This window comes from Idiomarina loihiensis (assembly GCF_024584785.1).
GTDB lineage: Bacteria > Pseudomonadota > Gammaproteobacteria > Enterobacterales > Alteromonadaceae > Pseudidiomarina > Pseudidiomarina fusca.
This window is the reverse complement of sequence record NZ_CP074112.1, coordinates 2561580-2574533: the sequence shown is the minus strand read 5'-3', so window position 1 is coordinate 2574533 and position 12954 is coordinate 2561580. Positions and strand designations below refer to the sequence as shown.

General features: G+C 48.8%; 13 protein-coding genes and 1 pseudogene. 6 read left to right on the top strand and 8 right to left on the bottom strand.

What is annotated here, in order from left to right:
• The first annotated feature begins 108 nt into the window (after positions 1–108).
• Together KGF88_RS12360 and KGF88_RS12355 are read left to right on the top strand one after the other, a co-directional pair.
• Entirely contained in the window at positions 109–606 is a 498-nt protein-coding gene (locus KGF88_RS12360) for an RNA polymerase sigma factor (protein ID WP_092593869.1), read from the top strand.
• A 63-nt stretch (positions 607–669) separates the two neighbouring features.
• Positions 670–1326 carry a hypothetical protein gene (locus KGF88_RS12355; RefSeq protein WP_092593868.1) on the top strand — a complete coding sequence of 219 codons (657 nt, stop codon included), beginning with the start codon at positions 670–672 and terminating at the stop codon, positions 1324–1326.
• Positions 1327–1379: 53 nt separating this feature from the next.
• On the opposite strand, the pseudogene KGF88_RS12350 reads toward KGF88_RS12355, so the two are convergent.
• Positions 1380–2399, bottom strand: a pseudogene (locus KGF88_RS12350) (peroxidase family protein); the annotation flags it as partial.
• 566 nt (positions 2400–2965) lie between these two features.
• Here KGF88_RS12350 and KGF88_RS12345 point away from each other — a divergent pair.
• Positions 2966–3532, top strand: a complete 567-nt coding sequence (locus KGF88_RS12345; protein ID WP_153826284.1) for a hypothetical protein — start codon at positions 2966–2968, stop codon at positions 3530–3532.
• A gap of 110 nt (positions 3533–3642) precedes the next feature.
• Here KGF88_RS12345 and KGF88_RS12340 read toward each other — a convergent pair whose 3' ends face one another.
• From KGF88_RS12340 to KGF88_RS12320, 5 genes are all read right to left on the bottom strand, one after another.
• Positions 3643–4380, bottom strand: coding sequence for a thioredoxin domain-containing protein (locus KGF88_RS12340; RefSeq protein ID WP_110076444.1), 738 nt, complete (start codon positions 4378–4380; stop codon positions 3643–3645).
• A 12-nt stretch (positions 4381–4392) separates the two neighbouring features.
• Positions 4393–4917, bottom strand: a complete 525-nt coding sequence (locus KGF88_RS12335; protein WP_153826285.1) for a protein disulfide oxidoreductase — start codon at positions 4915–4917, stop codon at positions 4393–4395.
• Complete coding sequence (locus tag KGF88_RS12330; RefSeq protein WP_153826286.1) at positions 4917–6992, bottom strand: protein-disulfide reductase DsbD family protein; 2076 nt, start codon at positions 6990–6992, stop codon at positions 4917–4919. The genes KGF88_RS12335 and KGF88_RS12330 overlap by 1 nt, the downstream gene beginning before the upstream one ends.
• A 108-nt stretch (positions 6993–7100) precedes the next feature.
• Positions 7101–7484 (bottom strand): hypothetical protein, encoded by a 384-nt coding sequence (locus tag KGF88_RS12325; RefSeq protein WP_153826287.1) that lies wholly within the window; start codon positions 7482–7484, stop codon positions 7101–7103.
• A gap of 91 nt (positions 7485–7575) precedes the next feature.
• Positions 7576–8145, bottom strand: a complete 570-nt coding sequence (locus KGF88_RS12320) for a TMEM165/GDT1 family protein (RefSeq protein ID WP_162014560.1) — start codon at positions 8143–8145, stop codon at positions 7576–7578.
• 181 nt (positions 8146–8326) lie between these two features.
• Here KGF88_RS12320 and fnr point away from each other — a divergent pair, with 181 nt between their 5' ends.
• Positions 8327–9031: a fumarate/nitrate reduction transcriptional regulator Fnr gene (gene fnr, locus KGF88_RS12315; RefSeq protein ID WP_153826288.1), complete on the top strand. Its 705-nt coding sequence runs from the start codon at positions 8327–8329 to the stop codon at positions 9029–9031.
• Between the two features lie 12 nt (positions 9032–9043).
• Here the strand turns inward: fnr and KGF88_RS12310 are convergent, their stop codons facing one another.
• Complete coding sequence (locus KGF88_RS12310) at positions 9044–9586, bottom strand: hemerythrin domain-containing protein (protein WP_110076450.1); 543 nt, start codon at positions 9584–9586, stop codon at positions 9044–9046.
• 173 nt (positions 9587–9759) lie between these two features.
• On the opposite strand from KGF88_RS12310, the gene norR reads away from it, so the two are divergent.
• Together norR and KGF88_RS12300 are read left to right on the top strand one after the other, a co-directional pair.
• On the top strand, positions 9760–11310 hold the full coding sequence (gene norR, locus KGF88_RS12305) for a nitric oxide reductase transcriptional regulator NorR (RefSeq protein ID WP_153826289.1): 1551 nt from the start codon (positions 9760–9762) through the stop codon (positions 11308–11310).
• Between the two features lie 34 nt (positions 11311–11344).
• Complete coding sequence (locus tag KGF88_RS12300) at positions 11345–11740, top strand: YbaN family protein (RefSeq protein ID WP_110076452.1); 396 nt, start codon at positions 11345–11347, stop codon at positions 11738–11740.
• Here the strand turns inward: KGF88_RS12300 and KGF88_RS12295 are convergent.
• On the bottom strand, positions 11737–12942 hold the full coding sequence (locus tag KGF88_RS12295; RefSeq protein ID WP_153826290.1) for an NnrS family protein: 1206 nt from the start codon (positions 12940–12942) through the stop codon (positions 11737–11739). The genes KGF88_RS12300 and KGF88_RS12295 overlap by 4 nt on opposite strands.
• Between the last annotated feature and the right edge of the window lie 12 nt (positions 12943–12954).

Here is a 12954-nt window from a genome sequence, read left to right as displayed (position 1 = left end):
TTGAATAAAAATTTTACTCACAGTGTGAGATAAGTATTAAATCAGCGAATCACTGTCGCAAGTAACACGAACCAGAGCCGATCAACGATGAATGACAGAGCAGAGCCAATGATCCAAAACACGGAAGCGTTTGAGCAATTACTCGAGTCACATCGCGGTATTTTGTTCAAAGTCGCCAATACATACTGCTGGCAGCCGGATGACCGAGCTGATCTGCTGCAGGAAATGGCGACTCAGTTATGGCGCGCATGGCCTGACTTTGACCCGACTCGCACTTTTTCGACCTGGATGTATCGCATTGCATTAAATGTCGCCATTAGCTATTTGCGCAACCAGTCGCCGCATCGACGGAACCTGGTGTCAATGAGCGAAGAGCATCACCTGGTTGCAGATCCGCAAACGGCTGAGCAAACATCTGAGATGACCCATCACCGCCTGCTATTACATAACTTTATTGAGCGCCAGACAGCTTTGGACAAAGCCTTACTGTTGCTCTATCTGGAAGAGCATTCGCAGCGGGAAATTGCTGACATTCTGGGTATTACGGAAAGCAATGTTTCGACCAAGATTGGTCGGCTGAAACAGCGCTTACACGATGAGCTGTGAACATGCACTTAAGCGGCAAATGAAGTAACAAAGTAAGTAACAAATTAAGCAAAGGACATCACCATGGAAACTCATGAACTAAAAGCGGCCTGGCAAGCTATCGATAAGCGCTTCGAGCGAGAAAATCGCTTAACCTGGCAGTTATTGCGCGACCAACGGCTCGACAAGGTACGCAGCAGTTTGTGGCCTTTGATTATGGGCCAATGCCTGCAGATGCTATTTGGGATAGTTTTTATTCTGCTGGCCGTTCTGTTGTGGAACACCTCGGCAAAGCCTGTTGCGACTATGATTGCCGGCATTGTGGTGCATGCTTATGGTGTCATCGTGATCATTACCGCCGGGGTGGTGTTGGGCAAACTCCGGTCAGTCGATTACGCGGCTCCCGTACTCGCCATTCAAAAGCAATTGGCGCAGGTGCGTCGTTACTACGTGATAAGCGGCATGATCGCCGGTCTGCCCTGGTGGTTTATGTGGGTACCCGTGCTGATGGTGCTGATAGGTCTCACGGGCGTTGATTTGTATGCCCATACGCCCTGGACAGTCTGGTCAGGTATAGCAGTGGGCGCCATCGGGTTGCTTAGCACGGCGTTGTTTCACCGCTGGTCACGCAGCAGCAAACGGCCAAAACTAGCTCGCTATATGGAAGATTCCGTCACCGGTTCCAGTTTGCGCAAAGCACAGTTGCAACTAAGCGAGTTGCAACGCTTTGAAGAGGATTAAAAAAGCCGCTGGAGCAAACAATGCTCCGGCGGCTTCGATGAACCAAACCGTGGTTACTTAATATCAAACCGGTCAGCGTTCATCATCTTCGCCCAGACCTTGGCAAAGTCTTTCACAAACTTCTCTTTGCTATCATCCTGAGCATACACTTCAGCGTAGGCGCGCAAGATAGAGTTTGAACCAAAGACCAAGTCAACGCGGGTTGCGGTGAAGCGGACGTTACCGGTGTTACGCTCGACAATTTCATACGAGTTCTTGCCGGTTGGTTTCCACTGGTAGCCCATGTCGACTAAGTGCACGAAGAAGTCATTCGACAGCGTGCCCACACGGTCGGTGAAGACCCCATGTTTGCTGCCACCATAGTTCACACCCAGAGTCCGCATACCACCTAAGAGCACGGTCATTTCTGCTGCTGTTAAGCCCATCAACTGTGCTTTATCCAGCATCAACTCTTCCGGCTTCGACTTAAAGTCATGCTTTAAGTAGTTACGGAACGCATCATGCACAGGCTCTAGTGGTTCAAAGCCCTCGATGTCGGTTTGCTCGGCAGTTGCATCACCCCGACCCGGAGTGAAGGGCAGAGTAATTTGCACGCCACCGTCTTTCGCGGCTTTTTCAACCGCAGCGGTGCCACCAAGGACAATTAAGTCCGCTAAGCTTATTTTTTTCGCTAAACCGCTTTGAATACCTTCCAGTACGTTAAGTACTTTCTGTAAGCGGGCTGGCTCGTTGCCTTCCCAGTCTTTCTGTGGGGCTAAACGAATTCGTCCACCGTTGGCACCACCGCGATTATCTGAACCACGGAAAGTACGTGCGCTGTCCCATGCCGTTGCAATCAGTTCCGCTACCGTTAAATTGGTTGCCAGAATCTTGGCTTTCAATTCACTGATTTCACCGTCAGACAGCGTGTAATCAACCGTTGGAATAGGATCCTGCCAGAGTAAATCTTCGCTCGGCACGTCCGGGCCCAAATAACGGCTTTTCGGACCTAAATCGCGGTGCGTTAGTTTAAACCAGGCACGAGCGAACACGTCGGCGAAGTATTCCGGGTTGTTATAGAACGACGCTCTAATCAAGCCTTATTTTTAAAGGCCTAGAGAGCAGAGAACTGAAAGAAACTGGTTGTTTTGTCACAGTCGTATATTTGACGCCTAAGTTATCCCTGACCCTCCCCCAAAGAATAGAGCAAAGGCATCCACAAAACTTCCATTAAATGACCCATCAATCTCATCTTGGAGCATTCGCGAGGATATATAACCGAAGAACGCCCTCTGAACCAGCAGCGTGATGCGGCGACCGAGCTAGTTCAATTTATTTAGTACAGAAGTTAGATAGTTAGTTTAAGTAATCTAATGGGGTATCTCCATTATCATCTATTTCGCTTTATTATCATTTATTTTGCAATCTCACATCTGCATATCAAGAGTCTGACGTCCCACCAATAAGTAGGTTTAACCTAAGCTTTCGAAATAATGTTCGCCTTTTGGGGTGTGGCTTGAGGGACGACGGCAATTCCGAGTATCGGCATCTCGCTCAAGACGAGTCGGATGAATGGAGACAATTAACCAGCTTGGTTATTTTAGGGTTCGTATCATCAGTTGAAAGTTATTGCCGAGCAATAATTCGTAGATTGCTTCTAGTGGACAATCTATCTAGACGCAGCAGTTACGGACGCCCGCTTTCATATGGCGCCGCAGTTTTCCATTCACAAGAACTCCTTCCTGAAGCGCTTCTAGAAAGCGTTTCTTTTCACAACCCGAAAAACATTAAAGATGCGTTTAAGGAATTTTTAGGAATTCAAATCGCTCTCCAAAAAGACTCTGAGATTAATGAAGCACTCGCTGATTACAATATTGTTGGTCATTTACGGCATTGTGTTGTACATAGAGCCGGTCTGCTAGGGTCTAAGAATGCTATAGAGCTTGGCTTAGATGAGCACAACACTTTTCTAGAGAAGCCTATCGATGTTAATTTTGCAGCAATCCAGGAAATAGGCTCTGTGTGCGAGAATTTGGTCAAGCTCCTAAATGATCGACTGTTTTCCTATGTGTTAAAGAGAACTACCACGGAAATAAACTGGACTGGAGATTTACGAAAAGACAAAAAATACTTTGTCACATACTTTGATTTGTTTTGCCCAACCGAGTTCAATACCGCTGATTTTCGAAAAAAATGTCATAAAGACTTTATTGATAGCGTGACCTGACAATCACGAAAACACCATAAATTTCAATGTGATTGTAGATTTTCGTAAAATTAGCCCCGCAATTAGTGTACAAACTTTATTGTTAGTTCACATCTAAAATCACGAGCGTTTTAATCCAGCATCTCTTGCACTAAGGCTTGTAATTGGTCGTATTCCACAAAGCCAGGAATCACTGCGCTGCCCACCACAATGGTTGGGGTGCCGCGATAGCCAAAATCGCTAAAAGCTTTGTAGTTTTCCATCAAGTTACGACGAGCAACTTGGGGATTATTGAGTTGTCCGCGTGTTCCTGTTAAGCGGGCCACATGCTCTATCGATTGAGCTGTGTGTAAGCCGTTTTTAGCGTAAAGCAGCTTGGCTACTTCAGGGTATTGCTCAGGTTGATGCTGCCACACATTCATGGCGAACTCAGAGGGGTTAACGTTACTACCCTCTGTTTGTTGCTGGCGTAACGGCACCACAATATTAATCACCTTAACCCCATCAAACTCTTCCACTAACCGCTGTAAATGAGGCTCGATGCGTTTGCAATAAGGGCAATCGTAATCGGTATAAACCAGCACGGTCAGTTTGGGATCGGCTGCGCCATACCAAGGTTGCACCTTGTCGTTGTCGTATAACCAGCTTTCATATTTAGCTTGAGCATTACGGCTGGCTTCTTTGCCCTCAATGTAACGCTCAACACTATTTAGCACGTCACCAATCACTTCGGGATGCTGCTTTAACAAACCGACTAACTGTTCAAGTTGTTGTGCTTGTTGATTGGCCTGCTGTGCTTGTGCAGTAGCGCCCAAGGTAGCTAAGCCGAGGGCCATCAGGGTGCCGAAAAACAAAGATTTGAACGTCATACTACTCTCCAATTAACCAGAAAAACTTGCCCACCAGCGCCGCCACCATAAGCCAGTTGGCGTGGTGATACCAGTGGTATAAGAAACAATTTCGCCTTCATGAACGATGGCGACAGTAGGGGTAGCCGTTATTTGCCACTGCTGCCCCACTTGTCCCAGTGGATCGTTCACCGTAATGAGTTGGTAATTTTGTTGCTCCAAATAATGCGCAACCTTGGCATCAGACCCCGAACGTAACGCTACCGTGACCACCGGATAATCGGCTGCCATCCAATTCACCGTTGGCGTTACGTACGTACACACCGGACACCAAGTGGCCCAAAAATACACAATGACAGGTTCACTGTAACTGCGTTCCAACCAATCTTCTGTCGTTCCTTGTAGATCGGTATAGGTCATCAGCGGCACCGCTTGCGGATCGAGATTACGGCCTCGCCACGCATCTACAGCCGTACTAATCAGCATAAACATCACCACCATGGCGGCAATATTTTTGAGCAGCTTGAGCCATTTGCTGGATTGCTTTGGCTGCGACATTATTCTCTCCCCGCGGCTTGGTCGATTGCGGCACTAACAGCCTCGGCCGTTAGAATCACAGGTAGATCGATGCCCGCAGGGGCATTTGGACCATAAACCCGATTAAAGGGCACCCCATAACGCTGATATTTGCGTAAATACTGAGTGACTTGGTCATTGGCTTGGCTCCAGTCACCTTGCATGGTCACCACCTGTGGGTCTTGCAACAATTGATATACGGGCTGCTGTAATAGCACCCCTATTTTGTTGGCCTTGCAGGTAATACACCAATCAGCGGTAATATCGACAAACACCACTTGACCTTGGGCCACGGCCCGGCTGATCTCCGCTTCATTTAAGCCTACCCAAACGTGATCGGGGCGCGGGCCACTAGCCCATTTAGCGCTGGTAAGACTAGCGGTGACGGCTACCGCAGCTACCACTAACAAGCTACTGGCCACGGCAATCAACAGTCCTTGTTTGCCGTAAGTTCTAATCACCAGTAGCGCGGCTACTACTAACCAACTTAACGCTAAGAGCCAGACCATCGCAGCAGTTAAATGATTATTGAGTAAAGTGAATAGCCACAGGGTGGTGGCCGCCAACATCAGACTAAAAATCACTTTTGTGATCTGCATCCAACGGCCCGGTTTAGGTAGCAACTTAGCCAAAGATGGTAGCGCTGCAACCAATAACCAAGGCGATGCCATGCCAAGTCCTAAACCAGTGAAAATAAACCAGAGTTGTAGATTAGAGGCGGCCATGGCAAAACTTACTGCGGTTCCTAAAAAGGGGGCCGAACAAGGCGTTGCTAATAAGGTCGCGAACATGCCTTGGACAACATGCCCTAGGTACGAATTATCACCACGTTGGGCAGCCCAAGTTTGCCAGCTACTAGGTAATCGAAATTCAAATAGGCCAGCCAAGTTGAACGTAAATAAACCAGTGACTAGCACCATAAAGCCAATGAACCACGGGCTTTGGAATTGAATACCCCAGCCTAGCGCGCTACCACTCGTTTTTAGGCCCCAGATAAACAGTGCCAACAACCAAAAAGACAGCACAATACCTAATGCCGATGCTAAGAACTGACGCCGAATAAGCCCTCTCTCTCGCGGTATCAACAACACGCTTTGCAACTTCATCCCCAGCACAGGTAGGACACATGGCATGATATTTAAAATAAGCCCGCCAAGCAGCGCAAAAGCAAACATCAAACCAAGACTACTAGATACCGCTGGTGCATGAGTGACTTGCGCCACGGCCTGCGCCGTTGTGGATAGTTCAGCCGCTAGCGCCTCATCTAACACAGTAATTTGAATGGGATAACTAGCCACCTCGGCAGCACCTAACCAATGGCTAATGTTGAAGGTAGCCAGTAACCGCTGACCATCGATATCCAAGCGTGGTGGTGCCACCGTCATATCTGCCAATTCCGTGGCCAAGCTATCAACCAAGACATCCGGCTGTTGCCAGCCCTGTGGGTGGGTAAGCTCAAGTTGCAACTGCTGTTGACTGGCTGACCATTCTGCCCGCTCCAAGACCACCGCGGGATGGTCTAGCCGAGGCACTTGGCTTAGTGCCTTCTGCAATTCAAACACCCGCTGCTCAGATGCGGCCAGTTGGGCCGGATTGAAGCTGATATCAACGGGGAAATCCGTTAACACGCAGATGTTAGTGCAGCTAGACATGGTCACCACACCTTGTAGTCGCGCTGGCTGCTGCCAGTTTTCTATCGTCAACGTTAGCGGAAAGGCAACCGTGCCCTGATAGCCTACCGTTTCAATCCCTTGCACTTGATAACGTTGTGGAGCAGGCCACTGCCACTGCACCCTACTGATATTACTCTTGGTTTGCCACTCTGCGGTAGGGGGAATGCCGCCCTCTCCGGGCGCCCGCCAATAGGTCTTCCAAGGGCTCTCTAAGCGAACCTTTAGCAAGGCTTGCAACTGTTGCTGATCGGCTTGCGCGGTCACTAAATCTAACTTGATTTGAACGTGCGGATGCTCTGAGCTGGTTATCCAGTCAGTAGAATCCTGTGCCCATGCAGAACTCATCAACATGAACAATAAAATAAAGGGGATTATGTGTTTCATCTATACATCTCAACTAACCTATGACTGAGTACCTACTTGAACCGATTCGAACAGAACAGTCGTACCCCTCGCTTGCTGCATCAAGCAGCTACAGACAACTCAGTGAGGTTATTCTCGAAACACACAAAAGTGCAGATGTGGCCGATATCGCCACCGCGGCGGTGGCACTGTCAAAGTTACCGCGGTGGTGCCTAGCCGGCTGGAGAAAAGCAGAGCAACGACTAATAATAGGCCGACACTCAGTTGGTCAAATAATTGCTGTAATGCCTGCTGCAATAGTTGCTCACTGGCACTACAATCACTCTCGCTAGCTAGGGCACTAGCGGCGTCGCTGGTGGCGCTAGTTGCCACCAGGCTAGCCTGCGGTAGCGCCTGCTGTTGTAATGGACAGCCTTGAATCCAACTACTTTGTTTCGCCAAACACAGACACAACACCAGCATGACGGCCCATAGGCAGCCACGTGCGCGTTGTTGTTCAGTCCAGTTAAGCATCAGGTTATCTCTTTAATTTAGCTGTTGCCGATACTAGCAAGTTTTCAACGCGCGGCCAAGTTTTAGCCAGCGCCAAAGTGGCTTAGAACGTTTAAGCCAAGAGTTGACTTAGCGCAGTAGCAATACCTAGCACCACGAACAAGGTCGCCGCAATATAACGAGCTGCATTCAGAGGTAGTTTTTGCATCAACCGTTGTCCGAGTAGCACGATCGGAACATTGGCAAGCATCATCCCTAAGGTTGTTCCTAATGTAACCCACAATACACTGGTGTATTGAGCTCCCAGGATAACCGTAGCTACTTGGGTCTTGTCACCTATTTCAGCAATAAAAAACAGCACTGTGGTGGCGATAAAAGCGCCGTATTTACGCACGTTTTCGTGTTCGTCATCATCTGCTTTATCGGGTATCAGTACCCACAGGCCAACGGCTATAAAAGAACCTGCGACCACATAGGTGGCGAGTGTTGCTGGGATGACATCCACTAACCATGAACCCAGCCAAGCGGACGCTAAATGATTGAGCAGAGTCGCCACTAATATCCCCATGATAATCGCTGTTTTGTGGCGGTAACGCGCCGCCAAGAACAGGCTTAGTAATTGCGTTTTATCACCTATTTCGGCTAAAGCGACGGTCACGGTTGAAGTTATAAATGCATCCACTTAGGTGCTCCTGCTGGTTTGGACGCGCATTTTAACAGTATCGGGCAAACCCCACAAACCCTACCAACTACCCCCTCTTAGGCATATTGGAGGTACTCCATCGGCACAAGGTTACTTTTCAGGCGTTGGGCGTATACTGCAGTTATTCGTTAGGGATGTTGATCTAAATCAGGAAATCATTATGGCTAATCTGACTTCTCACATACATTGTCAAAATTGCAGCATGGCAGCGCTATGTTTACCGTACCAATTAGATCAAGAGGGTATGAATCGGCTAGACACTATTATTCAGCGTCATAAGCCTCTGCATAAACGTGACGTGTTAGTTAATGCCGGTGCGCCGCTCAAATATTTATATGCCGTGCGTAGCGGTTCACTAAAGTCTTACACCATCGACGATAATGGCGTAGAGCAAATCATTGATTTCCATTTGCCTGGCGACCTCGTCGGTTTTGATGCTTTAGCTGAAGGTCAACACCGCAGTTACTCACAAGCGCTAGAAACCACCATGTTGTGCGAAGTGCCTATTGTGTCACTGGATGAGCTAGTGATTGAGATGCCATCCCTGCGCAAACAAATGATGCGTTTAATGAGTAGCGAGATATTCTCCAGCAAACAACTACTCGGCACGTTGAACAACCGCTCAGCCCATCAACGTTTAGCGCACTTCTTAGTCACCTTGTCCGATCGCTTTAAAGCGCGCGGATTATCTAGCACTTCGTTTCGCTTAACCATGACTCGCGCTGATATCGGTAACTACTTAGGCCTCTCGGTAGAAACCATTAGCCGTATTTTATCGGCACTGCAAGGCGAAGGTGTGATTGATGTGCAGAACAAGCTAGTTAACATCATCGAGCCAGCCCGCTTGCGCGAGCTAGCTCACTAACTGACGCAGCACTTATTGGCAACCACCACAGCAGTGACCATTACCATGGCCACTGCTGGCTGGTTTATCTGCTTGCTTAAAAAGAATGCTATTTTCAATATCGATGTGCAGCTGCAAGTCTTTCACTAACTCATTTAACCCCTCATAAAGCATGATCCAGCTTCCACATGCGCCGCGTGGAGCTTGGTTTTGATGGGTCAACTCTAATAATTCGGCTAACATTTGCTCGTGCTGGTCGTGCTCTTCTTCCATCACCGCGATAGGTCCGCTTGGATAGATCCCACCAGCTAACATCGGAAACAAAATTTGCTCTTCTTTCATCATGTGGCTTTCTAGCTCTTGGTACATGCTTTGCAGCAATTCTGCCAAGCCTGCTGGACAGGCTTCATGATCATTATGTACGTCTTCTATTTTGCGCGCTAAGTTAATTAACTCCGGCAGCTGTGCGCGATGCTTATCGTGAAAATTCTCAACAATATAATCAATTAAATGCTTGCTAGGCATGGCTTGAAACACGGCTAAAGCTTCTGCATGAATGGTAGATGGTGTTGACATAATAACTCCTAATTTTGAGATAAAAGCGGCCAAAATGGACCAGCAATACCTGTTGATATTGCAAAATAGATGCCAAAACTACCTACTTTGATTTATATCGAGTTTTTCCCTGCAATGGTAAATTAAACCCATATTTATTTGGGTCAAAAAGGACTTTAAGGGTTAAATCTACCATGCAAGATGTCACCTTACTTGAAACTCTGATCGCCGATTTAGTGACCGAACAGCCTGCCGTAGTACGGCTAGAGAAAGTCGTCAAAACACTACGCCAACACTTTCATTGTGGTGCCGTGGTGCTGCTTAAATTAGAGCAGCAAATGCTTAAGCCCATTGCTAGTATCGGTTTAGCACGGGAGGCCTTAGGGCGCCGTTTTATTGTGCATCAGCATCCGCGCCTAGCCACCATTATGGCGAGTCGCGAAGCGGTTCGATTTGAGCCAGATAGCCACCTCGCAGACCCCTATGACGGGCTTATAGAAGATAGCCCCGATGGCCATTTGGCAGTACACGATTGTATGGGGATCTCATTACATGTTGAAGGCAAATGCTGGGGGGTTCTGACCCTAGATGCCCTCACCCCAGGAACCTTTGATACGGCTGCCATGCATGCACTGCAACGAGCAAGCTTGCTGGTTGAAGCGGCGATTCGCATGGGGCAAATTGAGCAAAGCGTCAGAGCCCTACGTAATCAACGGCGCGATCAAGAATACTCGCTTAGTGGCGAGGCTTCCGCTAGTTACGAAATCATCGGGCGTAGTGCTCCATTGCTCAATGTGATGCAAGAATTGAGTGTTGTGGCCGGCTCAGATCTTCCGGTATTACTGCTGGGTGAAACCGGCGTGGGTAAAGAGTTATTTGCACGACAGTTACATCGCCAGTCACAACGAGCGCAGCAGCCCTTAGTGTATGTGAATTGTGCAGCGTTACCTGAGGCTCTGGCCGAGAGTGAGCTCTTCGGCCATACCAAAGGGGCCTTCTCTGGGGCAACCAGCGAGCGGGCCGGTCGGTTTGATAGCGCTGATGGCGGCACCATCTTCTTAGATGAAGTAGGTGAGCTGCCACCAGCAATTCAGGCCAAGTTACTACGAGTATTGCAGAATGGCGAGATTCAACGCTTAGGAAGCGATCGTAGCCATACCGTCAATGTCCGAGTTGTGGCGGCAACTAATCGCGACTTGAAGCAGCAAATAAAATCTGGTGATTTTCGTGCTGATCTCTACCATCGCTTATCCGTGTACCCGTTACCTATTCCACCGCTGCGTGAGCGTAGCGATGATATTCCTGTGTTAGCCGGTCACTTCTTAGAGCTTAACCGAGCTCGCCTTGGGGTACGAGCGTTACGCCTCACCCAAGCGGCAGAGCATGCCTTATTGGCTTATGATTGGCCTGGCAACGTGCGCGAACTTGAGCATACCATCAGCCGGGCGGCGATTAAGGCGCTTAGCATAGGTGCGGCACGAGAAGATATTGTTAGTATCGATATTGGTTTGCTGGATTTACCTGGTGCAGCCACCGCCAGCGTGCAAGTCACGGATATATTGCAGAGCAACCAGCGCAAGGCGTTTCCCACCATGAACTTGAAAGATACCCTCAATGCGGTGCAGCGTCAGCTTATTGAGCAGGCTTTAGAGCAAGCGGACTACAAATGGACCCAAGCGGCCCGTATACTAGAGATAGATGCAAGCAACTTACACAAATTGGCGCAGCGGCTGGGCTTAAAATAGCAGCTGCCCACTACCAAGCCATGCAAGGAGCTCTATGACGGTTGTGCTGCGGATTTTATTGTGGCGGACGCTAGCTATTATTACGCTAGCGCTGGGTATCATTGGTTTATTGTTGCCCATCATGCCAACGGTACCTTTTCTGCTGGTGGCCGCATGGGCCGGCGGCAAGGGCTGGCCGGTATTAGAAGCCAAGCTATTGGCGCATCCAACCTATGGCCCGCAAATCATTGCCTGGCGCCGCTACGGTGTCATTAAGCGTAGGCCCAAAGTGATTGCATCGGTGATGATGTCCGGGAGCGCAATCATGTTGGCATTTAGCCCAGCACCTTTATGGTTAAAAGGCTTAGTTATTGGCATTATGGCCACCGTTGCAGTATGGATGTGGCTGCGCCCAGAGCAACAGCCACCTGATTCAGGCTCCGATTCTTAACCTGGACGTCCATCTGGACGTGGCGTGGTAAGAATAGGAAAGTACACCAGTACATAAATGCCATAGGCCAACACCCAAGCAAACGCACTTAGGGCATACCAATACACGGATAACTCTGGCCATAAGCCTTGCACAAATACGCGAACCACCGCAGCTACTATCACTAACATAAAGGCTGCGCTAATGATGGGTTTGGGTTGTAGGGCACGACCACTATGGCCCAGAGAGACCCGTGCAATCATCGCTAAAATCATATTACCCATAGCGCCAGCAGTTAATGCATGTAACGCCAAGCTGTTGGTGATAGGAAAGCCCGCATAGCGCAGCGCATATAGCGCTAAGCCAATTGGAATAAACCAGTAAGCTACATGTAGCGACCACAGTAACGGTACTTTCCAGGTGATCCAGATACGCCAGCGGGCGCAGCGAATAGCTAAAGCTAAAGCACTTGTCGCGAAGAGTAGAGCCATCACCAAGGCCGGTACCATGGCGCTGAAATTGGTAATATTCAGCACAAAAATCAACCACAAACTACCTAACCCGATGCGGTCTAACCAGACGATGGGTTCGGCTTTTGGTGTCATAGTTCCGTTGGCGGTGAACATAGGGAGTACCCGACCACCTACGATGGCCATCAGTAAAGTGACCAACCACACCGCATTTTGGCTACCTAATTGTTGAATTTCGTATTGTCCGGTCTGCAGCCCGAAGTGCATGAGCGCATTGCACAAGGTTAACAAGAAAAGCACGGGCACGAAGAATAGGTTTCGCTGCTGCTTCACCGCAATTAAGGGCACAGCCAATAAAATTGCCGCTAACGGTAAAAATAATAGATCAACCGCAGCTACCAGCCACCAAGGTAGCCAAGCCCCAACTAAAAGCCCTAACCGACCCAACACCCATACCGCAGTGAGGATGCCAAGGGCCCGTCCGTGGGTAGCGCGTAAGCCAGTCCAATTCTGTACGGCGGTCAGCAAAAAGCCCACGATGATGGCCGCCACAAAACCAAAGATCATTTCATGACTGTGCCAGAATAAGGTTTGCCCATACACGGGCAGCTCGATGACCTGAGCTAATACCAGCAGCCACAAGGTGATGGCCAAGGCACTAAAGCTCGCCCCCAATAAAAACATCGGCCGAAAAGCTTGCCGCAATAACGGCCACATTTTTTGCTCAATTTGTAAGTCAGTAATTTGAATCATGCTGTCTTCCTA

What these genes read in the sequence shown, in the direction of transcription:
- KGF88_RS12295 (WP_153826290.1), bottom strand. Translation starts at nt 12,942, where the DNA reads ATGATTCAAATTACTGACTTACAAATTGAGCAAAAAATGTGGCCGTTA.
- KGF88_RS12325 (WP_153826287.1), bottom strand. Translation starts at nt 7,484, where the DNA reads ATGCTTAACTGGACTGAACAACAACGCGCACGTGGCTGCCTATGGGCC.
- norR (WP_153826289.1), top strand. Translation starts at nt 9,760, where the DNA reads ATGCAAGATGTCACCTTACTTGAAACTCTGATCGCCGATTTAGTGACC.
- KGF88_RS12355 (WP_092593868.1), top strand. Translation starts at nt 670, where the DNA reads ATGGAAACTCATGAACTAAAAGCGGCCTGGCAAGCTATCGATAAGCGC.
- KGF88_RS12330 (WP_153826286.1), bottom strand. Translation starts at nt 6,992, where the DNA reads ATGAAACACATAATCCCCTTTATTTTATTGTTCATGTTGATGAGTTCT.
- fnr (WP_153826288.1), top strand. Translation starts at nt 8,327, where the DNA reads ATGGCTAATCTGACTTCTCACATACATTGTCAAAATTGCAGCATGGCA.
- KGF88_RS12360 (WP_092593869.1), top strand. Translation starts at nt 109, where the DNA reads ATGATCCAAAACACGGAAGCGTTTGAGCAATTACTCGAGTCACATCGC.
- KGF88_RS12310 (WP_110076450.1), bottom strand. Translation starts at nt 9,586, where the DNA reads ATGTCAACACCATCTACCATTCATGCAGAAGCTTTAGCCGTGTTTCAA.
- KGF88_RS12300 (WP_110076452.1), top strand. Translation starts at nt 11,345, where the DNA reads ATGACGGTTGTGCTGCGGATTTTATTGTGGCGGACGCTAGCTATTATT.
- KGF88_RS12340 (WP_110076444.1), bottom strand. Translation starts at nt 4,380, where the DNA reads ATGACGTTCAAATCTTTGTTTTTCGGCACCCTGATGGCCCTCGGCTTA.
- KGF88_RS12335 (WP_153826285.1), bottom strand. Translation starts at nt 4,917, where the DNA reads ATGTCGCAGCCAAAGCAATCCAGCAAATGGCTCAAGCTGCTCAAAAAT.